Annotated in this window: 17 protein-coding genes and 1 tRNA gene; 13 read left to right on the top strand and 5 right to left on the bottom strand. The window is 52.5% G+C overall.

The window, feature by feature from the left end:
* Nucleotides 1-32: 32 nt before the first annotated feature.
* On the bottom strand, nt 33-1,448 hold the full coding sequence (gene astD / locus DG177_RS04375; protein ID WP_108810382.1) for a succinylglutamate-semialdehyde dehydrogenase: 1,416 nt from the start codon (nt 1,446-1,448) through the stop codon (nt 33-35).
* 141 nt (nt 1,449-1,589) lie between these two features.
* Nucleotides 1,590-2,990, bottom strand: coding sequence for a protein adenylyltransferase SelO family protein (locus DG177_RS04370; protein WP_108810381.1), 1,401 nt, complete (start codon nt 2,988-2,990; stop codon nt 1,590-1,592).
* A 71-nt stretch (nt 2,991-3,061) separates the two neighbouring features.
* Between DG177_RS04370 and DG177_RS04365 the strand changes: the two genes are divergently transcribed.
* The 7 genes from DG177_RS04365 (at nt 3,062) to DG177_RS04335 (ending at nt 8,987) form a co-directional block, all read left to right on the top strand.
* Nucleotides 3,062-3,916: an alpha/beta fold hydrolase gene (locus DG177_RS04365; RefSeq protein WP_108812764.1), complete on the top strand. Its 855-nt coding sequence runs from the start codon at nt 3,062-3,064 to the stop codon at nt 3,914-3,916.
* Between the two features lie 33 nt (nt 3,917-3,949).
* Nucleotides 3,950-5,089: a glycosyltransferase gene (locus tag DG177_RS04360; RefSeq protein ID WP_108810380.1), complete on the top strand. Its 1,140-nt coding sequence runs from the start codon at nt 3,950-3,952 to the stop codon at nt 5,087-5,089.
* A gap of 98 nt (nt 5,090-5,187) precedes the next feature.
* Entirely contained in the window at nt 5,188-6,591 is a 1,404-nt protein-coding gene (locus tag DG177_RS04355; protein WP_108810379.1) for a nitronate monooxygenase, read from the top strand.
* 85 nt (nt 6,592-6,676) lie between these two features.
* Nucleotides 6,677-7,006, top strand: coding sequence for a PilZ domain-containing protein (locus DG177_RS04350; RefSeq protein WP_337658497.1), 330 nt, complete (start codon nt 6,677-6,679; stop codon nt 7,004-7,006).
* Between the two features lie 317 nt (nt 7,007-7,323).
* Nucleotides 7,324-7,779 carry a GNAT family N-acetyltransferase gene (locus DG177_RS04345; RefSeq protein WP_108810377.1) on the top strand — a complete coding sequence of 152 codons (456 nt, stop codon included), beginning with the start codon at nt 7,324-7,326 and terminating at the stop codon, nt 7,777-7,779.
* Nucleotides 7,780-7,791: 12 nt separating this feature from the next.
* Entirely contained in the window at nt 7,792-8,154 is a 363-nt protein-coding gene (locus DG177_RS04340) for a hypothetical protein (protein ID WP_337658496.1), read from the top strand.
* Between the two features lie 170 nt (nt 8,155-8,324).
* Nucleotides 8,325-8,987, top strand: coding sequence for an FkbM family methyltransferase (locus tag DG177_RS04335; RefSeq protein ID WP_337659019.1), 663 nt, complete (start codon nt 8,325-8,327; stop codon nt 8,985-8,987).
* 17 nt (nt 8,988-9,004) lie between these two features.
* Here the strand turns inward: DG177_RS04335 and DG177_RS04330 are convergent, their stop codons facing one another.
* Nucleotides 9,005-10,318, bottom strand: a complete 1,314-nt coding sequence (locus DG177_RS04330; RefSeq protein ID WP_108810374.1) for an ammonium transporter — start codon at nt 10,316-10,318, stop codon at nt 9,005-9,007.
* 139 nt (nt 10,319-10,457) lie between these two features.
* Nucleotides 10,458-11,471 carry an NAD(P)-dependent oxidoreductase gene (locus DG177_RS04325; RefSeq protein WP_108810373.1) on the bottom strand — a complete coding sequence of 338 codons (1,014 nt, stop codon included), beginning with the start codon at nt 11,469-11,471 and terminating at the stop codon, nt 10,458-10,460.
* 112 nt (nt 11,472-11,583) lie between these two features.
* On the opposite strand from DG177_RS04325, the gene DG177_RS04320 reads away from it, so the two are divergent.
* Nucleotides 11,584-12,075 (top strand): SH3 domain-containing protein, encoded by a 492-nt coding sequence (locus tag DG177_RS04320; protein WP_108810372.1) that lies wholly within the window; start codon nt 11,584-11,586, stop codon nt 12,073-12,075.
* Nucleotides 12,076-12,409: 334 nt separating this feature from the next.
* Nucleotides 12,410-13,099, top strand: a complete 690-nt coding sequence (locus DG177_RS04315; RefSeq protein ID WP_337658495.1) for a PEPxxWA-CTERM sorting domain-containing protein — start codon at nt 12,410-12,412, stop codon at nt 13,097-13,099.
* 76 nt (nt 13,100-13,175) lie between these two features.
* Here DG177_RS04315 and DG177_RS04310 read toward each other — a convergent pair whose 3' ends face one another.
* A complete protein-coding gene (locus DG177_RS04310; RefSeq protein WP_108810370.1) occupies nt 13,176-14,366 on the bottom strand; it encodes an acetyl-CoA C-acyltransferase in 1,191 nt (396 codons plus the stop codon).
* Nucleotides 14,367-14,517: 151 nt separating this feature from the next.
* Here DG177_RS04310 and DG177_RS04305 point away from each other — a divergent pair, with 151 nt between their 5' ends.
* The 4 genes from DG177_RS04305 (at nt 14,518) to DG177_RS04290 (ending at nt 21,301) form a co-directional block, all read left to right on the top strand.
* Nucleotides 14,518-15,279, top strand: coding sequence for a prepilin peptidase (locus DG177_RS04305; protein ID WP_108812763.1), 762 nt, complete (start codon nt 14,518-14,520; stop codon nt 15,277-15,279).
* Nucleotides 15,280-15,371: 92 nt separating this feature from the next.
* Nucleotides 15,372-15,456 (top strand) — tRNA-Leu (locus DG177_RS04300).
* A gap of 192 nt (nt 15,457-15,648) precedes the next feature.
* On the top strand, nt 15,649-18,207 hold the full coding sequence (locus tag DG177_RS04295) for a TonB-dependent receptor domain-containing protein (RefSeq protein ID WP_108810369.1): 2,559 nt from the start codon (nt 15,649-15,651) through the stop codon (nt 18,205-18,207).
* Nucleotides 18,208-18,430: 223 nt separating this feature from the next.
* A complete protein-coding gene (locus tag DG177_RS04290; protein WP_108810368.1) occupies nt 18,431-21,301 on the top strand; it encodes a TonB-dependent receptor domain-containing protein in 2,871 nt (956 codons plus the stop codon).
* The last annotated feature ends 183 nt before the right edge of the window (nt 21,302-21,484 follow it).

Genomic DNA, 21,484 nt, shown 5'->3' with positions numbered 1-21,484 from the left:
ATATACTATTCGCTTCTGATCCGCGGCTTTGCCTATTCTTCGTCTTTCAAGCCAACGCCTATTGATGCGCGGGTCTGTTCCGCTTCCATCGAAACGACTGGATAGGCACAATAATCGGCTGCATAATAGGCACTCGGGCGATGATTGCCGGAGAGTCCGATGCCGCCAAATGGTGCCTCTGATGACGCGCCGACGGTCATCTTGTTCCAGTTCACAATACCGGCTCTGCTGTTGGACCAGAATTGATCATATTGCGTGGCGGTGCCGCCAATCAGAGCGGCCGAAAGGCCATATCGGGTGTTGTTGGCTTCCGCGATGGCCGTTTCGAAATCTTCTACACGAATGATCTGTAATATCGGGCCAAATAATTCGATATCAGGCCGTTCTTCCATATCGGTGACATCGATAATGCCGGGTGTCAGGAACGGGCGATCATCAATCGGGCGAGCCATATGCTTGATAGGGCGGCCACCGTGGCTCATCAGTGCCAGGAAGCTTTCGGTCAGGCCATCCGCAACATCATTGTCGATGACCGGGCCCATAAATGGTGCGGGTTTGCTAAAAGGTTCATCGATGATCAAGCGATCTGAGATGCGTTTCACTTCCTTCACTACGCGATCGTAAAGCTCATCTTTTACGATCATCCGGCTTGCGGCGGAACAGCGCTGTCCGGCGGAGAGAAATGCCGATTGAACCACCAGCACTGCAGCGCTGTGGATATCATCAGTATCCCAGACAATGATCGGGTTGTTGCCGCCCATTTCCAGCGCAAGAATGACATCGGGCCGCGCCGCGAACTGGCGATTGAGCGCAATGCCGGTCTGCGCTGACCCGGTAAACAGAACGCCATCAATGTCTTGATTGGCGGTCAATTTTTTGCCAACTTCTGGACCGCCATGCAGGATGTTTACAACCCCATCTGGCAGGCCGGATTTGGCGAGTGCATCAACGAGAAACTGCCCAACAGCGGGCGTTTTTTCGGAGGGTTTGAAAACAACCACATTACCCGCGATCAACGCCGGAACGATGTGACCATTTGGCAGGTGGGCCGGGAAATTATAAGGCCCTAGCACGGCCATTACACCGTGGGGTTTGTGTCGCATCGCCGCCCGCATGTTAGGCTGGCTTGATAGTTGCCGCTGTGAGGTTCGTTCAGCATAAGCTTTGATCGAAATATCGACCTTTTTGATGACCGCTTCGGCTTCGGTTCTCGACTCCCAGATCGGTTTTCCTGTTTCTCTGGCGATCAATTCGGCCAACTGTTCGGACTTGGTTCTAATGCGATTGGCATATCGGCGCACCGCTTCAATCCGTTTGGTGAGCGGCAGGGCGGCCCATGTCGGCCAGGCTTTTCGTGCTTTGGCAACGGCTGCATCTGCATCGCCGGCATTGCCTTTCCATAAAGTCGCACCGGTTGCCGGTTCTATCGAAATTAGTTGTGTCAAAATTGGTCCGTTATTTTAGTTGTCTGAGTCCAGCCCACATAGCGCTCTTGTCAGTTCAATCCTAACTAGCTGATACAGCTTAAAAATCCAGTAACTATAAAGTCCTTTTCTTATGTTTATCCTCTTACTGGGCGTTACTTTTTGTTACAAATTCCTGAGTGCCTGACCCATATTTCTGATTGCCTCAATCTTTCTGGTTAACGGTTGCCAATCATCATCACGGGCAATCGCATCCCAAATTGCTTCGACTTCTTCGATATGCATCGAACAGGGGGCTTTTGATCGCCAATAGTCGTGTTTTGACTGTCTTGCACGCTTTCGTTGACTTATCTCTTTGGCAAAGGCGTCGAACTCATCTGACTCGTAACATTTCATGTTGGTCGGCGTGCCGCAACCCCAGTCGAAAAAGAACTGGTCAATAGTGACTGTTTTCAGGCTCAATGCCTGTTCAGCAGCGACAACAAGCGGTTTGTCCTTTTCAAAACCTTCGCTTTCGACTCCCAACCGCCAGCAGAAATGTTCGGTAAAAGCTTCGCCATATGACCTAGGAAATCCTTCAAGCGTGGTGACTAACGGATCACTGTCGCAAATCAGCCTTAACGCGCTGGCCAACTGCGCAAGGTTCCAATGCAAAGCTTCTGGCTGCCTGGCAAAACAGTAAAGGCCTTCCTGATCAAAATAGGCGGCCGTAAAGCCGGGTTCCCAATAAGGCGTGAAGCGCCAGGGTCCGTAGTCAAAACTTTCACCGGTTATGTTGATATTGTCTGTATTCAGTACACCATGAACAAAGCCTGCCGTCATATAGCTGGCGGCCAGTTGTGCGGCTTTCTTGGAAACATGCTGGAAAAGCTCAATAGCGGGATTGTCGGTTTTTGCGCCGCCGTAAAATTGGGTCAGACAATAGTCCACCAGCGCATGCATCAGTTCCTCATTCTGTTCTGCTGCGATCCTTTGGAAAGTACCAAACCGGATGTGACTATGGCTAAGCCGCGTCATGACCGCGGATCGCGTTGGGGACGGTTCGTCACCACGTTCCAATGCCTCACCCGTTTCAACGAGCGCAAAGGTTTTGGATGTATCGACGCCCAGCGCTTCTAGCATCTCTGTGGCCAGAACTTCGCGGACACCGCCTTTCAGAGTCAATCGCCCATCGCCCGATCGGCTCCAGGGCGTAGTGCCGGAGCCTTTGGTGGCCAAATCCATCAATCGGTCCTCATGATCACGCATTTGGCCAAACAGAAAGCCGCGGCCATCACCGATTTCTGGATTATAGTTGCGAAATTGATGGCCGTGATAGCGCAGGGCCAGAGGCGGATCCAAATTGTCCGGTAAAGGGGCGAAACGGCCAAAATGATTGAGCCATTCTTCGTCGCTCAGATCAGACAGACCAACTGTCTGGCCCCATCGATCATTGCGGAAGCGCAAGATATGTTCGGGAAATTGTGCTGCCTGAACCGGATCGCCAATTTTCTCTCCCAGATCAGTTATCTTGACATCCGCACGATAGGGTGATGGGACGGGTTCGGCTTGCGGTTTATATGGCATTTTCTGATAGTGGGGACTAATCGGGTTCGCGGCAAGTCAGAACCGGGGGATGAATGACAAATATGACCGAAGTGAAAAACTATCAGGATCAATTTTGGCAGTCAGAAGATGACCTGAGTCTGCATTATCGGGATTACGCTTCCAATAGCACGAAGACGCCGATCATTTGCGTACCAGGTCTGACGCGCAATAGTCGGGATTTCGAACATCTGGGTGCGCTGTTATGCGGCGATCGCCGAGTCATCATGGTCAACCTGCGCGGTCGCGGCCAGAGCGACTATGCGAAGGATAGCACAACATATAATCCGAAAACCTATGTAGCGGATATTGTCCGGCTCATGGACGAAATTGATCTGCCGAAAGCTGTTTTTTTTGGAACGTCTCTGGGCGGTATTGTGACGATGCTGATGGCGTCCATGCATTCAGGCCGTGTTGCTGGGGCGTTGCTGAACGATATTGGGCCCGAAATAGATCAGCGCGGTTTAGACCGGATCGGCGAATATGTGGGGCAGGGGCGCAGTTTTGACACATGGGCACATGCTGCACGTGACCTTGCCGAATCCAGCGCTAACATCTTCCCTGACTATACCCTGAAAGAATGGATAAGCTTCGCCAAGAAACTCTATCGGATGAACAGCTCCGGTCGGATCAAGCTGGATTATGATATGAAGATATCAGAGCCATTTGATCGCAAAGGGAATGGCAGCGATGCCATGTGGCGGGCGTTGGAAGCCTTCAAGGACCTGCCAACACTGATCTTGCGGGGGGAGACATCAGACCTGTTTAGCGAAGCGACAGCAACAAAGATGTTAGGCATGATGCAAAACGGGGAGCTCGTGACCGTGCCGCGTGTCGGGCATGCTCCCACATTAGAAGAACCCCAATCGCTTGACGCAATTGCCGCATTGCTTCAACGGGTCGAGTAATTATTCCATATTTGAAATAGCCGAATATATCCGATGAAATCTTCCAAAATCCTGCATCTGCACAGCACGTTCAATCTGGGCGGAAAAGAAGCGCGCGCCGTGCGTCTGATGAATCATTTCGGTGATCAGGCGGAGCACACGATCCTGTCTGCAGAGCCGCAGAGCCTCTCGGCGCGGGATGCCATTGATGGCAAAATCAAAGTAAATTTTCCTGATGACGCTCCATCCCTCGCTGGCAAGCCTTCATTGGGTCGGTATAAGGAACTGGTCTCCTATTTTCGGCAGTTCGACCTGATCCTGTCCTACAATTGGGGCTCGATGGATGGGGTGATGGCACGAACCTTGTTTTCCCGGGTGGAAGGATTGCCGCCGCTTATTCATCATGAAGATGGATTCAATGAAGACGAACGCAAGAAACTAAACTGGAAACGAAATTTCTTCCGAAAATTCGCATTAGGCGGCAGCCAGTCGCTGGTCGTTCCCTCTGAGCGTCTGGAAGATATTGCGACATCCGTCTGGAAACAACCGGCTGAGAAGATTCATCGGATTCCCAATGGTATTGACGTGAAGCTGTTTGAGAAAAAACCGCAACGCGGCGCGCTGACGGGATTCAAGAAAAACAAGGGTGAAGTTGTCGTCGGAACTCTGGCAGGCCTGCGAGCGATCAAGAACCTACCACGTTTGGTGCGTGCCTGTGCAGCGGCCGGAGATAATGTCCGGCTGGTCATTGTTGGCGAAGGGCCGGAAAAGGAAGCGATCCTGTCCGAGGCAAAAAACTGCGGTATGGAAGATCGCTTGTTGATGCCGGGTTTTCTAGCAAGGCCATCGCGATATGTCGGTCTTTTCGATATTTTTGCGCTCTCTTCCGATAGCGAGCAATTCCCGATATCGCTTATCGAGGCGATGGCGGCCGGTTTGCCGGTAGCCGCGACCGATGTCGGTGACGTAAAATCTATGGTATGTCAGGCCAATCACGGCCTGATTAAGCCCGTGGATGACGAAGCGCAGTTTACTGAAGCACTGACCACATTGGTCCAACATGAACAGCTTCGAGAGGAAATCGGCACACTGAACCAGATGAAAGCGCAAGCAGAGTATAATGAAAACAAGATGTTGGCACGTTATGCTTTACTATATGGTCATGCCCTTGGGCGACCAAAATTTGGTCAGTAGTTAGCGACTCAAAATAGTTTGAATATTTACAGATTTTTTTCGCACAAATTTGCCATGCGCTGTCTATAAGGCAGACTTGGGGTCTATAGGAGAGTATATTGTTTAAAGGGGTGAAGCCAATCCAGTATAACGGTCGCGAAGTCTGGCCGTTGATAGAGGGTGGCAAAGGCGTTGCTGCGACCAATCATGCCAGTTCCGGTGCATGGGCAGCTGCTGGTGGTATCGGCACAGTTTCCGCCGTCAATGCGGACAGTTATGACGCCGAGGGTAACGTCATCCCACAGATTTATCACGGCAAGACCCGTGGTGCCCGGCATGAAGAACTCGTCAAATATGCAATTGATGGGGCGGTAGCGCAGGTTACTCGTGCCTTTGAAATGTCCAATGGCAAGGGTGCGATCAACATCAACGTTCTTTGGGAAATGGGCGGTGCCCAGCAGGTCTTGCACGGTGTGCTTGAGCAGACCAAGGGTATGGTAGCTGGTGTTACTTGCGGCGCTGGTATGCCGTATAAACTGTCTGAGATTGCCCAGCAATATGGTGTGAGTTACTTACCGATCATCAGTTCGGCTCGGGCGTTCCGTGCCTTGTGGAAGAGAGCCTATCACAAGGTTTCGGATCTCATGGCAGCCGTCGTCTACGAGGATCCGTGGCTTGCCGGCGGGCACAATGGACTCAGCAATGCCGAAGATCCGCGTAAGCCGGAAGATCCCTATCCTCGCGTTAAAGCCCTGCGCGACACAATGCGCGGCGAAGGCATTGATGACAGCGTGCCAATCATCATGGCTGGCGGTGTCTGGGCATTGAAGGATTGGGACAACTGGATCGACAATGACGAGCTTGGCCAGATCGCCTTCCAATTTGGCACACGCCCCTTGCTGACCAAAGAAAGCCCGATCCCAGACAGCTGGAAAAACGAGTTGACCAAGATCAAGGAAGGCGATGTGCTGCTGCATAAATTTTCGCCGACCGGTTTCTATTCATCCGCTGTCCGCAACGAGTTTCTGCGTAGTCTCGAAGCGCGTTCGGAGCGTCAGATACCTTACTCCACTGAAAAAGCAGGAGAGCACACCCATCAGCTGGATGTCGGTGTAAAGGGCAAGAATTTCTGGGTAACGCGCAACGATTTGTTACGCGCACGCGAATGGGATGGTCTTGGCTTCACCATGGCGCTGAAAACGCCGGATAACACAATAGTGTTCACAACGCCGGAAGAGGCGAAGATGATCCGCAAGGATCAGGCTGACTGCATGGGTTGTCTTTCCCATTGCGGATTCTCTTCGTGGAAAGACCATGATAATTACAGCACCGGGCGGCTCGCTGATCCTCGCAGTTTCTGCATTCAAAAGTCCTTGCAGGAAATTGTCCATGGTTCGCCAATCGAGGAACATTTAATGTTCGCCGGACATGGCGCCTATAATTTCGGTAAAGATCCATTTTATTCCAATGGCTTTGTGCCAACCGTGAAGCAGTTGGTGGATCGTATTCTGACTGGCGAATAGACATGCTTTCGTGCCGTTAACCTTTTGATACCTTTTTCCATTTACTTGTCGATACAGGTGGGTTGATATTAGGCAGGAGGTAGGCGTGGCGTTGAAGTCGACAAGATACCGCAAAGTGGAGCCAGCAGCATTGAACCGGCGGGCGGTTCCGCGTCATGAAGTGACCGTGTCCAGCGCATCTTTAAAACGCCGAGGCGATAAATCCATAGTCGCCACATTGCTGGATATTTCGATCTACGGGTGCCGGTTTGAAGCAGACGCTGTGTTTCAGGAAGGCGAAAAAGTCACCGTCACCGTCAATCAACAGGCGCCTATGAAAGCGACATTGGTCTGGCAAAAAACAAAGCAGGCCGGTTGCCGCTTTGCCGACGCTCTCGATACCGAGATATTACGGACTCTGACACTGGCTTCCTAAGACGGATCAACCCGATCCGCTTTCAAAGTTCACATGGTTCACATATGATCTTTGCTGATCATGCTATCAAAATGACAAGAGCTGAGCGTTCAAAGTTCACACATATCATACTGTCTTTTTGTCGATCATAAGAAGACGTCTTCCGTTACTCGGCTTTCCAAAGTTCACACAAATCACACGCGCTTTTCGCTTCTCGTGGCGCAAAGCGGCTCGTGTTCGCGAACATGGTGTAACAAACAGATAGAAAAGATTTAAATTGTCAAAGAGCCAAGTCGACATATAGCATCTTGGGAGGGCTGTAGGAAAGAGCAAGGCCGATGGATATTCGATTAGATGATCTCACCGGTAAACCGGTTCAGGCGCTACTGGCCGCTCATCTTTCCGGCATGCAGAGCAATTCTCCGCCCGGAAGTGTTTATGCGTTGGACCTCTCCGGACTGAAGACACCCGATGTCTCTGTCTGGACTGCTTGGGACAGCGGTCATCTGATGGGAGTTGGGGCGCTGAAACAACTGTCTGATACGGCCGGTGAAATCAAATCCATGCGCACCGATTCGGCGCATCTGCGCAAAGGTGTTGGCCTGTCAATTCTCAACCACATAATTGAGGAGGCGCGGCGGCGAGGATATAAACGGATAAGCCTGGAAACAGGGTCAGGTGATGAATTCGAGCCAGCACTTCGCCTTTACCGCAAGCGCGGTTTTGAAAATGGTGAAGCTTTTGGCAATTACGAAGCGAGTGCATTCAACCAATTTCTGCACAAGAGCCTTTGACGAAGGGGATATATGATGGGGGAGCGAATTTGCTGGATTATTCTGGGACTTATTCACCTGCCGCCTTTTGCAGCATTTTTTGTGCCGTCGCTGATCACTCGTCTCTATAACGTAGCCTCTGATGATGTGAATTTTGCGCTTCTGCAGCACCGTGCCGCTTTGTTTGGGGTCGTCCTCATCGCTTGCCTTTGGTCAGCTTTTGATCCGAGTACACGCAAGCTCGCGGTTACGATTGTTGCGCTCTCCATGATCAGCTTTCTTCTGATATTTGCTCTATATGGACAGCCCGTTTCCTTGCGCTCGATTGCCGTGGCAGATCTTGCGGGATTGCCGTTCCTGGCTTTTGTCGGATGGCGGGCCTTTCTCGCCAGCTGACGCCGCCGTCGCTGGTTTCCTAACGAAGATGGTTACAGGATTTCAGTTTGTTTGACAGCTGTAGCATTTCTCGCAATAGCCCGAACATGTCATCGCCTTCCATAGCTCAACGCATTATCGGCCGTCTGTTTCGGACGGGTTCGCCAACTCTTCAAAGGCATGTGGCCGACATGGTTGCACGGGCTTCTGAAGAAATTGTCTATCACCGCCTGGTCGAAAATGGTTTCAAGCCAGGTGCAATTATTGATGTGGGTGCCTTCAAAGGCGATTGGACACGGCTGGCAGGACAGATTTTCGGTCCCATGCCGATGCTGATGGTGGAAGCGCAACCATCGCTGCGTGCTGGCCTTGATGCGCTGACGCAAGAATTGCCGCATGTTAAATGCGAAACAGCGGTTCTCGGTGCAAAAGCAGGGCAGGAGGTTACCTTTTACGAAATGGGAACCGGATCATCCTTCATGCCCGAGGCGAGCGATGCGCCGCGCAAGGAGCTGAAGCTGCAAACGCGGACGCTGGACGACGTGGTTGACGAGCATCTCGAACCCGCTGATGATATCTTCCTGAAAATAGACGTTCAAGGAGCAGAACTTCAAGTGTTGCAGGGTGCCGACAAGGTGCTGGAGCGCGCTGGTTTAGTGCAGCTCGAAACCGCGATGCTGCAATATAATGAAGGCGCACCTCTGTTGCCGGAAGTCGTTTCATTCATGGCCGAACGCGGGCTCTATCCGACCGAAGTGTCCGGTTTCAGCCGACCACGCAATCATCTGGTGCAAATTGATCTGCTCTTTGCCCGTGCCGGATCAGTGCTCCGGCCGGAGTTTTTCAACTTTTAGACGTTGGTTTCAGGCCGCTAGTCTAGATCCCATGCCCGTTCGCCATGGCTGGCAATGTCCAGGCCATCACGTTCATCATCTTCATTGACCCGCATCGGCAGGATGAAGCTGATACCATAGCCCAGAATTGCCGTCGCAACCGCGGACCAGATGGCTACAGCGCCGACACCGATGAGCTGCGCGACAAACTGGCTACCAAAGGCCATGCCTTCGGGATAGCCGGTGCCTTCGAAGCCTTCGCTGATGAACAGCGCGAGCAGCAACGAACCAAGCATTCCTCCGACACCGTGCACCGCAAAAACATCGAGGCTGTCATCAATCTTGAAGCCATTTTTGACCAGTCCGACGGCAAAGAAACAGACGAGACCGGCAACACCGCCGATAATGATAGATGCGCCAGGGCCAACAAATCCGGCCGCAGGCGTGATCGTTGCCAAACCTGCAATAGCGCCAGTTGCAACGCCCACCGCGGTTGACTTCCCAACCTTAATCCGCTCGATCAAAATCCAAACCAATGCGGCCATGGAGGCGGCAATATGGGTGTTGATGATTGCAGATGAAGCGTCATCGGTTGCAGTTAGGGCTGAGCCACCGTTAAAGCCGAACCAGCCGACCCAGAGCAGGCCTGCACCCGCAACGGTCAGGGCAGGGCTATGAGGCAACATAAGCGTCTTGGGCCAGCCGATACGCTTGCCCATCATCATGGCCACGACAAGTGCGGATACACCGGCTGTGGTGTGAACGACAATGCCGCCAGCAAAATCGAGAACACCCATGCTGGCAAGCCATCCACCGCCCCATACCCAGTGGGTTACGGGCGCATATACGACGAGCAACCAAAGCGAACAGAAAGCTACGACCCAACCGAAGCGGGCGCGGTCTACCCATGCGCCCACCATGAGAGCGGGGGTGATCACAGCAAAGGTCATTTGGAACATCGCAAAAGCGGATTCGGGAATGGTCGTATCTTCACGAACATTCCCAAGATTCTGGAACATCCAGTTGATTCCATTACCTAATATACCGTTGGTAACAGTTCCGAACGCCAATGTGTAACCAACCACAACCCACAGGACTGAGGCGATCGCGGCAACGGCCATGCATTGCACCAGCACCGAAAGGAAGTTCTTGGAACGGACCAGGCCGCCGTAAAACAGGGCAAGGCCGGGAAGGGTCATCAGCAGCACCAAGGCGGTTGATGTTAATATCCAGGCGGTGTCACCGCTATTGGCAACATCCGTGGTTTGATCAACTACATCCTGCGCGGTGGCGGGTACCGATGCCAATATCGCAACACTGATAGTGGCAAGAAACTTACTCAGATATTTCATCAAATCCCCCGAGGATATAATTATATTACGCATGAACGTCTGGACGAATCATATTTTGGCGGGTTTCTAGTCGAGAGCCGCTTGAGACACAACCGGCAACCCGTCGCTTATACGCTGAGTTGAGCTTTAGTGGCTATTCTCAGGCCCAGCCTTCCAGCACTTGATCCGGGGGGCGGTGTCCGTCGGCCCATACGCGTATGTTGGCGATGACCCGCTCACCTGATGCTTCGCGTCCTTCAAAGGTGGCGCTGCCCATATGCGGCAGAAGCACAACATTTTTAAGCTTGAGCAGGCGTTCGTCTACTGCCGGTTCATGGGTATAGACATCCAAGCCGGCTCCACCGATCTTCTCCTGCTGCAATGCTTCGATCATGGCATTCTCATCGATCAGTTCACCGCGTGCTGTGTTGATCAAATAGGTAGACGGCTTCATCATCTCGATCCGCTCGGCGTTAATCAGCTCATGGGTTTCCGGCGTATGCGGACAATGGATAGTGATGATATCGCAGGTCTGGATCAGCTCATCCAGATTTTCAATATAGCTGGCGTTGAACGATTCTTCGACTGCGGGAGGCAATTGCCGCCGGTTATGATAAACAATCGAAAGGCCGAATCCCGAGGCGCGGCGCGCGACGGCCTGACCGATGCGGCCCATGCCGATTATGCCCAGTTTCTTTCCGCCAATACAGTGGCCAAGCATGCCAGAGGGTTTCCATCCTTCCCACTGACCAGAGCGCATCAATTTCTCGCCTTCCGCCAAGCGGCGTGGAACCGAGAGGATCAGTGCCATGGTCATATCGGCCGTGTCTTCAGTGAAGACGCCAGGTGTGTTGGTCACCAAAATTTTGCGTGCGCGCGCAGCAGCAAGATCGATATGATCAACGCCTGCTCCAAAGCTTGCAATGAGCTTCAATCGGTCTGGCGCACCGGCGATCATCTCTGCATCAATATGGTCGGTGACGGTGGGAACGAGGACATCGCAGTCAGCCATGGCCGCTATCAAATCATCGCGAGAAAAGGCGCGATCGGTTAAATTTGGTACGACATCAAACAGTTCACCCATCCGATCATGAATGGCATCCGCCAGCTCTCGTGTTACGATGACGCGCGGTTTCGCCGGGCGATCTTCTTCAGGTCGGGGTGTTTCAGCCATGGGGGATTGCTATGCCTGAATTTTACATCAGGTCAAGCAGGTGGCGCTTGATGCGCTCTTGGCTTTCAGTTTATGGCTTTGTGTTGTCGAGGGAATGAATAAGTTTTGAAATATGTATAAAAATATATCCGAAATAATCGCGTCTTTTGCTTTTGTGGTGTTCATTTTGACCGGTACTGCTCCCGCTATGGCACAGCAGGACCCGCCTTATTGGGCTTCGATCGATGAACCAGAGGCGCGGATGCGGACCGGACCGAGTACCGAATATCCGACAATGTGGATTTATAAACGGGAGCGTTTGCCGATTAAGATTTTGGCGCGTTACAAGGCATGGCGCAAGGTTGAAGATCCTGATGGCGCGCAGGGCTGGATGCATGCCCGGCTGTTAAGTGCAACGCAGACCGCGATGGTGCTTGGGGAAAAGGGATTAGCGCAACCGCTGCGATCCAATCCACAAAGTGATGCCAGAATTATCTGGCGCGTGGAGCCTGGAGTGGTTGGCAAGATCACACAATGTGAAGATAGTTGGTGTTTGCTCGATGTCACCGGAAGACGCGGATATATTGATCGGAAACTGATTTGGGGTGATGATCCGCTGAAATAGCGATCTGCACCGTTGGATATCAGGGTGCATAGTTAATAGCGGCTGTGTCAAAATGACACATGCGGGGTCATGGACGCCAGACGGTGTAGCGCTTTTCGGTGATGTTAATGTCAATATTGGTAAATTTTGCAGATTTCAGCCGATAGGCATTTGCCTGGAAGGTTAACAATGTTCTAATATCCCCTCGGATCGGTCGCAGGAGTGAGTTTGCGATACGAACAGGCGAAAGCCTGATGAAGTCTGGATCCAATCTTTAACATTCCTGGAATGTTGTTGATAGTCGCAGCATTCGCTGCTTCGGGGCCGGGTCCGCATGAATATTGGGGCAATTAGAATGAAGAATATCAAGAATTTGACGATGTCTGCTTTGGCATTGGCTGCATCGGGGATGATGGCAACCACTGCATCTGCCGAAATACTGGTTTTCAACGCAAGCAACTACACCAGCGGCAACAATAAGCACGGCCTTTGGACAAACAATACGAATACCGGCTCAGACCGTTTCTATGCATTTCAAACGGGCACAATCTTCACTGTCGATACGACGGCGGGTACCGCAACCCTGACCGGCACCGCAATTAACGGATCGAACAATGTTGCTGACATCAACCTGAGCTTTGGCGGTTTTCTCGAAACAACCCAAGGATCTGCCTTCACCTATAAAAAGGAAGGTGGCTTGGCTTATGATCCGCTGACCGACACGCAGGACGTGGATTTTTTCACCACCGCGACCGGATCCATCGCGATTGATGGCTATTCCTATATGCTGCAATCTGATCCTTTTGCTGGCAATCATGCGTTTCAATATGGCGTAGGGGCAAATGCCAAAAACGGAGCCTTCGGAGCGTCATCTTGGCTGCTGGTTGAAGGCGAAGGTGGCGAACGGCCGCGGCACTGGGATATCAATGTTAATCTGGCAGCTGTGCCAGAGCCAGCCACATGGGCCTTCATGATCTTTGGCTTTGGCGCTGTTGGCGGCGCCTTGCGTCGCAAGAAGTCCCGGCAAGCGGTTAGTTTCGCTTAAGCTGCATTGGAAATACAAAAAGGGGTCGGAGAGCATTGCTTCTCCGACCCCTTTTTTTTGATTTTAATGGCTTGATCTAGTCAGCAAGCTCGACAGCGACCGCTGTTGCTTCACCGCCGCCGATGCATAGCGCTGCAACGCCTTTCTTGAGTCCCTGCTTCTTCAAGGCAGCGATCAGGGTGACCATGATCCGTGCACCACTGGCCCCGATAGGATGGCCTAAAGCAGTGGCGCCGCCATTAATGTTCAGCTTGTCTCGCGATATGCCAATATCCTGCATCGCAAACATGGCAACACAGGCGAACGCTTCATTGACTTCCCAGAGATCAACTTCGTCAACGCTCCAGTTCGCTTTCTCGAGAACTTTCTGGATTGCCGAAACCGGCGCAGTGGTGAACTTGGCAGGCGCATGGGCATGGGCGGCATGGGCTACAATATGTGCAACCGGCTTCAGGCCCTTGGCATCGGCGACGCTGGCGCGGGTCAGGACCATTGCTGCTGAGCCATCGGAGATAGAGGAAGCATTGGCTGCCGTGATGGTGCCATCCTTGGCAAATGCAGGGCGCAATTGTGGAATTTTGTCCGGATTGCCTTTCAGAGGTTGCTCGTCTTTGTCCACAGTGACGCTGCCCTTGCGTGTTTTGACTTCAACCGCGACAACCTCGTCATTAAATGCATCACCTTCGACCGCAGCTTTGGCCCGGGCGAGGGATTCGATCGCATATTCATCCTGCGCTTCGCGGGTCAACTGATACTCGCCAGCGGTTTCTTCAGCAAAGCTGCCCATGGCCCGGCCTTTATCATAGGCATCCTCCAGACCATCGAGAAACATGTGGTCCATGGCCTGTGCATGCCCCAGTCGCGCACCGCCACGCATTTTTGGCAACAGATAGGGCGCGTTGGTCATGCTCTCCATCCCGCCAGTGACGATGATATCAACCGAGCCGGCAGCCAGCGCTTCTGCGCCCATGATCGCGGTTTGCATGCCTGATCCACACATCTTGTTTACAGTCGTGGCTTCAACCGATTCCGGCAGACCGCCCAATATCGCGGCCTGGCGGGCAGGGGCCTGACCTTGTCCGGCGGACAGGACATTGCCCATATAAATGCGTTCAACGTCAGCGCCGTCAATACCTGCACGCTCAACTGCAGCGCGAACCGCCACGGCACCGAGGTCCGGTGCGCTCACATCACCCAAGGCGCCTTGCATGCCGCCCATCGGCGTACGGGCATAGGACAGAATGACGACGGGATCGGTTTGAGACATTAGGCTTACCTTTCAAAGGATATCTGGGCCGCATTGGCATATTGAATCTTGGTTCTCCACATAGTGGTGGCCGGCTGCTTTTTCAATCGCAGCATTGAACATCTATGCACACCATGCCAATCGGCTTTCTTGTGTTTTTCCGGAGCTGATATTGCCAGATCATGTCTATCCTCTTGTTGGTGCCATTTTCGGGCTCATAATCGGTAGTTTTCTGGCAACTATTGTTGTTCGATGGCCGAAGGGTCAATCAGTGATGTCAGGGCGTTCGCGCTGCGACAGCTGCGATCAGCAGCTCCGGGCGATAGATCTGATCCCAGTGATCAGCTATTTGCTGCGTTCTGGAAAATGCGCCAGATGCGGCGCCACAATAAACCCCGATCATTTGATGATAGAGCTCGGTGCTGCTTTGATTGGTGGTCTGGCTTTTCTGGTCGACCCTGGAAGTGCAGGATTGGTGGGCGCGATTTTTGGCTGGCTTTTGATCGCATTGGCAGCGTTGGATGCACAGCATCACTGGTTGCCGGACCGGCTTACTTTGACATTGGCAATAAGCGGCTTGGCCGCATCATTTTTCATTGATACCCCCGATATTATTGACCGGTTGATTGGCGGTGCTGCCGGCTTTGCAGCGCTTTTTATCATTGGTTGGAGCTATCGGTTGCTTCGCGGCCGCGAAGGTTTGGGGGGCGGTGATCCGAAAATGCTGGGGGCTATTGGCTGCTGGCTGGGGTGGTCAGCGCTTCCATTGGTGATTTTGGGGGCAGCGCTGGTCGGATTGCTGTCTGCGTTGACCATGCGCGTCCGCGGCCAAACGGTTACGACAGATAGCGCTCTACCGCTTGGTAGCTTTATGGCGATCACTGCCTTTCCTTTGTGGATCGTCCAGACAATGATGGGCGGAAATCTACTCTAGCAGGAAATGGCACGCAGAGGGTTGCCAGCAAAATTTTACTCCGCTAACAGAGCGTCGATTTCGCAAGTGCCAGTCTGCGGCAACGCAAATCAGCCCCTGTGGTGGAATTGGTAGACGCGCTCGACTCAAAATCGAGTTCCGCAAGGAGTGCCCGTTCGAGTCGGGCCAGGGGCACCATTCCTTACATTCACGTGCCATCTGTTGCTTGGTTGCAACGTTTTTGGGCCCTTTCGTGCAATAATAATACTTACTGGTCTGTAAAGCATGAGAAGCGGTGGACTAATGCCATGAATTCTCTCAATGCGGGCTTAGTTGGAGGGTCGTTCTAGTTTACTAGATCTCCGCACTAAAAGTTTTCGGGAGTAGATAATGAAGATAACCAAATTTTTGACCGCTACCGCTCTAGGTGGCCTGATGTCTGCTGTGCCTGCTTATGCGCAGGACGTGCAAGACGAAGAATTCGTTGACGATAATGTCATCATCGTGACAGCGACCAAACGCGCGCAGTCGCTGCAAGAGACCCCGATTTCGGTCTCGGTAACAACCGGAGAAACGCTCGAAGCTGCGCAAATCCGAGATGTGCTCGACCTGCAGACAGTTACGCCTTCACTGCGCGTCAGCCAGCTCCAGACCTCTTCGGCTTCAACCTTCATCATTCGCGGTTTCGGTAATGGCGATAACAACTTTGGCATCGAGCCGTCAGTTGGTGTCTTTATCGATGGTGTTTTCCGCTCACGTTCGGCTGCTGCTTTGTCAGATCTTCCCAACGTCCAGCGCATCGAGGTTCTGAACGGCCCGCAATCGACGCTGTTTGGTAAGAACGCATCCGCAGGCGTTATTTCGGTTATTACGCGTGAGCCACAATTTGAATTCGGCGGTGCGGTTGAGGCCAGCTACGGTAATTTCAATTCGGTCGTCCTTAAGGCTGATGTAACCGGCCCTATCACCGAAAACATCGCATTCTCTGTCGACGGCAGCTATAACCGCCGCGACGGTTACTCCACCATCATTAATCTTGATGAAGAGCAGAATGATCGCAACCGCTGGTCCGCACGTGGACAGTTGCTGATTGAGCCAACGCCAGATTTACGTATCCGTGCGATTGCAGATTACTCGCGTATCGATGAGGTCTGCTGTCAGGTGAGCACGGTTGTTTCCGGGCCTGTTACCGGCGCACTCAATCTAGTGGGCGGACAGCTAAACACTGATTTCTTTAGTGATGAAGTGTTCCTCAACTTTGTGCCGACCAACGAAGTCGACAATTATGGCGGTTCGATACAAGTCGATTGGGATACCGGCCCGATCTCGGTTACATCGATCACCTCTTATCGTGAACTGAAGAACTTCTTCCTGTCAGATATTGATTACACCAGTGCTTCCCTCGCGACGGAAACGCGTGATCAGGATGTCGAAACCTTCACACAGGAAATCCGAATTACTTCGGATTTCGATGGTCCGATCAACTTCCTGCTTGGTGGTTTCTATTTTGATGAGTCCATTTCACAGGACAGCGCTATTCAGAACGGCAGCGATATCCGCGACGTGTTCGAAATTCTCGCTGGCGGCAACCCTGCCGACGTGCTGGCCGGCCTGCCATCCGTGTTCAACGGTGTAGAAGCTGGTCTCGGCTTGCCACAAGAGAGCATCTTCAACACGCCTCTGCTGACTTCTGAGCAGTTCAGCATGGACAACACCTCTTGGTCGATCTTCGGTACAGTCGATTTCGAACCACTTGATGGCCTCGTGTTTACCGGCGGATTTAACTACACCGACGATTCAAAGGACTTCGCGCTTGCGCAGCAGTCTTTCGACCCGCTTGGTCAAGTTAACCTGGTTGATGCCTTTATCGTTGGTGCGACTGCTGGCGCCGTCACTAATCGTGACCAGTTCCAGGCATTGCCGGCTGCGAACCAGGCCGCTCTGCTTGCTGCGGCAACCGATCCAACCGTAAACCCGTTGATCGGTCTTGCGGCATTCCAGTTCCAGCCGCCATTTGTGACCATTCCAAACGCGGTTGAAGATGGTCGGACAAACGACGACAAGTTCACATACTTGCTGCGCGCTTCTTATGAAATTTCACCGGAAGTGAACGTCTACGCCAGCTATGCGACCGGTTTTAAAGCGAGCTCGATCAACCTGTCGCGCGATAGCCGTCCGTCGAATGCAGACTTCACGGCGGGGCCGGGTGGATCAACCTTCGCGGCTCCATCGTCGCCAATCCTGGATGCGGGCTTGGCAGTACCAAATCTGGTCACGGGTTCACGCTTTGCCGGGCCAGAAGAAGCCGAAGTCTATGAAGTCGGCATCAAGGCGCAATGGCCAGGAATTGGAGTCAACCTTGCTCTGTTCGATCAGACAATTGAGGGCTTCCAGAGCTTTGCTTTCACCGGAACCGGTTTTGCGCTGCGTAACGCTGGTGAGCAGTCGGTGCAGGGTTTTGAGCTGGATGTTAACGTTCAGCCAACCGACGGTCTGGTGTTTACATTCGCGATGACCCACCTTGATCCGTTGTTCGATGATTTCCCAGGCAGTGTGCTTGGTGATCTTACCGGTGCACGCCCAGGTGGTATTCCAGCGTGGGCAATCGCAACTTCGGCGACATATACCCACGAATTCGGAGCTTCGGGCAATCGTCTGATCACGCGCGTGGACTTCAATCACGAGAGCAACACGGATATCAACAACGGTTTGCCAGAGTTTAATACGAATGTGGGCAACACCGAGATCTTCCGCCGCGAAGTAAATCTTGTGAATGCTTCGATGACGCTTGCTCTCGACAATGGTCTTGAAGTTGGCGTGTATGCGCGTAACTTGCTCGATGACCGGTATATTGCGACGGTATTCGATGGTGTGGCACAGTCTGGTACCGTCTCAGGTTACCCAAGCCCACCGCGCACTTACGGCGGTGTTGTTCGCTTTAAATTCTAAGCGAAGCCAGAATCCAAAAAAGAGCCCTGCCAGGAAACTGGCGGGGCTTTTTTTATGTTTAATTTCCGCCAATTTCAGAAATATAGGTGCAAAAATGTAACGTGCTGGTGCAATTTTATCATTTCAGTCTGGACTTAATCGATCGATTAGTTGAAGATTAGGACATCTGGGGGGATGAGCAAAAGCTTCACTCTCCAGAATGATGGTTCGGGATTGGGAGAGAATGATGCGTAAATCGTTACTATTAGCCGCCACAGCTATATCTGCTGTGGCTACACCAGCATGGGCGCAAGCAGATCAGGCGAATGATGACTTTGATGACAATGTCATTATCGTGACCGCACAGCGTCAGGCGCAAAGCCTACAAGAAGTACCGATTGCTGTTTCGGCATTTGACTCAAAAGCGCTCGAGGCACAGCAGATCGAGAATGCATCGGATCTACAACTAACGCTGCCCAATGTCTCGTTCACCAAAAGTAACTTTACCGCGTCGAGCTTTACCATCCGTGGTATTGGCGACCTTTGCGTCGGTGTGTCCTGTGACTCCGCCACGGCGATTCACTTGAATGATTCGCCGCTGTTCAACACGCGATTGTTCGAAACCGAATATTTCGATCTTGAACGGGTTGAAGTGCTGCGCGGTCCGCAAGGCACGCTATTTGGACGCAACGCTACTTCGGGTGTGGTCAATGTTGTGACCGCTAAGCCTGACCTCAGCGAATTCGGCGCGTCGGTTGATGGCGAATATGGCAATTTCCAGTCAATCAAGCTGAAGGGCATGATCAATGTACCGCTTGGGGACACGCTTGGCGTTCGGGTTGCTGGCTTTTACCTGAACCGGGACGGCTATACTGAAAACCTGTTCGACAACAGTCGGATCGACGGGCGTGACATGTACGCTGTGCGCGCATCAATAAAATGGGAGCCAACGCCTGATACCTCTATCGACCTGATGGCATATTATTTCCGCGAGGATGATGACCGAGCCCGTATTCAAAAGCAGCTGTGTCAACGTGACCCGACCGGTGTGCTTGGTTGTCTCAACTCGCGCCGCGACTTTGACAAGGTCAATACCAATGCAACCTTCACCGGGACGCTCGGTTCTGCTGAATTTTTCGCCATTAACGGTTTGCCTGGCGCACTGGGGCTGAACAGTCTTTACGGTCCCGATGGCCATGCTGGATTTGTTGAACCTAATGACGTTCGCCAAGTCCGGACGGATTTCACGCCGGAATATTTTACTGACGAGCTGCAGTTGCAGGCCCATTTCGAGCATGATTTTGGCCCGATCAATGTTGCATTAACCGGCACCTATCAGGAAACTGAGGTCGACTCCCGGCAAGACTATAACACTTCGGTCCTGACCCGGACGGACATTGATGCTGCCCTAGCGACTTTTAATGCACTGTCTGCCGGCGGCGCCGGACCACTGGGTGCATTTCAGCCAGTTCTTGATGCGGTGACCTCTGGTACACAGCTATGTACTTCGGATACTGACCCAACCGGTCTAGGCAGTTTCGGCGGCAACCGTATATGTGCCGATACGCCGATTTCGCTCGACCGGTCTGATCAGGACAATACGTCATGGTCGGTTGAGGGCATTGTCAGTTCCGATCTTGATGGCCCATTTAATTTCCTTCTTGGCGGGATTTATGCGGAGAATGATCTCGGGCAAAACAGCTATTATGTGAACACATTTGCGATTGACTATATCTCTGGTGTTCTTGGTGGCGGAGCCGGATATCTTGGTACACCGTTCTTCCGCAACAACACCCAGGACTTCAGACTAAAATCTTACGGTATTTTTGGTGAGGCCTATTTTGATCTGTCCGACACACTGAAAATTACTGGTGGTTTGCGTTATAATAATGACAAGAAATCGGTCACGGCACGCTCGACACTAGCCAGCTTCCTGGTGCCTTTTAACCAGACCGGAGATGTCTTTGATTCGCCTTTCGTCGGGGCCTTTGATGCGGACCCGGGGACACCGGGCAATCAGCTCGTTCAGTCACGCAACGTGTCCTTCGATGAGATTACTGGCCGTTTCGTTGTCGATTGGCAATTCTCGCCGGATAACCTGATCTATGCATCCTATTCTCGGGGCTATAAGTCCGGCGGTATCAATCCGCCGCTGCAGCCGATTTTCGCGGTGCCAGAATCATTCGATCCTGAGCAGATTGATGCTTTTGAAATCGGTTCGAAAAACACCATCGCAGGTGGTATGCTCCAGCTGAATGCGACTGCGTTCTACTATAAATACAAGGACTTGCAGCTGAGCCGGATTATCGCAAGGACATCGGTCAATGACACAATTGATGCCGATATTTACGGTGTCGAGATTGAAGCGATCGTGCGGCCCGACCCTGACTGGGTGATCAATATGGGCTTCAGCTATCTGAACACCGAAGTGAAGGGCGATCAGCTGTTTTCAAACCCACGTGATCCAGGCGGTGGCCGAGCAGATGCCGTGATCATCAAGGATATCACCAATGGCGCAAATTGTGCGGTCGTGCCTGGAACGGCAGGCAATAGCGCTGGTACCAATGCCTTCGTCAATGCCATTAACGGCGGACTTGGGCTACAACCAACCACGCCTTTCCCGACAGATGGCGGGATCGCATCTACTGGTGCGTTCGGCATTTGCGGTGTGTTGGAAGCTCAGGCTGCCGCGATCGGTGCTGGTTTTGATGCTGCCGGCATTCAGGTGCTGAGCCCTGGTGTTCAGGTTAACCTGCGCGGCAATGATCTGCCACAGGCTCCGAATGTGAAGGTATCGGCCGGCGTCCAGTACACGCATAACTTTGACAGTGGCTGGACCCTCGTTCCGCGCGTCGATATTGCTTATACCGGTGATCAGACGGGCAGCGTCTTTAACGGTAATGTCAACAAGATCGAAGGCTTCACCCAAGCCAATGCGCAGATCCAGCTAAATGGTGGGGATGACCGCTGGTATGTCCGGGCCTTTGTCCAGAATATCTTCGACAGCAACTCGACGACAGGTCTCTATCTGACTGATGCGTCTTCGGGATTGTTCACGAATATCTTTACGCTGGACCCACGCCGCTATGGCATTGGAGCTGGCATCAGGTTCTAAAGAGATCGTCACGTGGAAAGGAGCCCTGCCGGGAAACTGGCAGGGCTTTTTTTGTGGGTGCGGTGAGGTTATGGCGAGTTTCATCTGGAAACTGAATGAGATGTTGAGGAGGGTGTTCAGGCCGCTCGGGGAGGTTTTGGCGGTCGTTGCTGTTATTTGCGGCCACCCTTGCTTATGCTGCGG

It is taken from the genome of Sphingorhabdus sp. Alg231-15, assembly GCF_900149705.1.
Lineage (GTDB): Bacteria > Pseudomonadota > Alphaproteobacteria > Sphingomonadales > Sphingomonadaceae > Parasphingorhabdus.
The sequence above is the reverse complement of the archived record's forward strand: the minus strand, read 5'-3'. Positions and strand labels throughout refer to the sequence as shown.

What these genes read in the sequence shown, in the direction of transcription:
- DG177_RS04370 (WP_108810381.1), bottom strand. Translation starts at nt 2,990, where the DNA reads ATGCCATATAAACCGCAAGCCGAACCCGTCCCATCACCCTATCGTGCG.
- DG177_RS04360 (WP_108810380.1), top strand. Translation starts at nt 3,950, where the DNA reads ATGAAATCTTCCAAAATCCTGCATCTGCACAGCACGTTCAATCTGGGC.
- DG177_RS04345 (WP_108810377.1), top strand. Translation starts at nt 7,324, where the DNA reads ATGGATATTCGATTAGATGATCTCACCGGTAAACCGGTTCAGGCGCTA.
- DG177_RS04340 (WP_337658496.1), top strand. Translation starts at nt 7,792, where the DNA reads ATGATGGGGGAGCGAATTTGCTGGATTATTCTGGGACTTATTCACCTG.
- DG177_RS04335 (WP_337659019.1), top strand. Translation starts at nt 8,325, where the DNA reads ATGGTTGCACGGGCTTCTGAAGAAATTGTCTATCACCGCCTGGTCGAA.
- DG177_RS04330 (WP_108810374.1), bottom strand. Translation starts at nt 10,318, where the DNA reads ATGAAATATCTGAGTAAGTTTCTTGCCACTATCAGTGTTGCGATATTG.
- DG177_RS04325 (WP_108810373.1), bottom strand. Translation starts at nt 11,471, where the DNA reads ATGGCTGAAACACCCCGACCTGAAGAAGATCGCCCGGCGAAACCGCGC.
- DG177_RS04320 (WP_108810372.1), top strand. Translation starts at nt 11,584, where the DNA reads ATGTATAAAAATATATCCGAAATAATCGCGTCTTTTGCTTTTGTGGTG.
- DG177_RS04315 (WP_337658495.1), top strand. Translation starts at nt 12,410, where the DNA reads ATGAAGAATATCAAGAATTTGACGATGTCTGCTTTGGCATTGGCTGCA.
- DG177_RS04310 (WP_108810370.1), bottom strand. Translation starts at nt 14,366, where the DNA reads ATGTCTCAAACCGATCCCGTCGTCATTCTGTCCTATGCCCGTACGCCG.
- DG177_RS04295 (WP_108810369.1), top strand. Translation starts at nt 15,649, where the DNA reads ATGAAGATAACCAAATTTTTGACCGCTACCGCTCTAGGTGGCCTGATG.
- DG177_RS04290 (WP_108810368.1), top strand. Translation starts at nt 18,431, where the DNA reads ATGATGCGTAAATCGTTACTATTAGCCGCCACAGCTATATCTGCTGTG.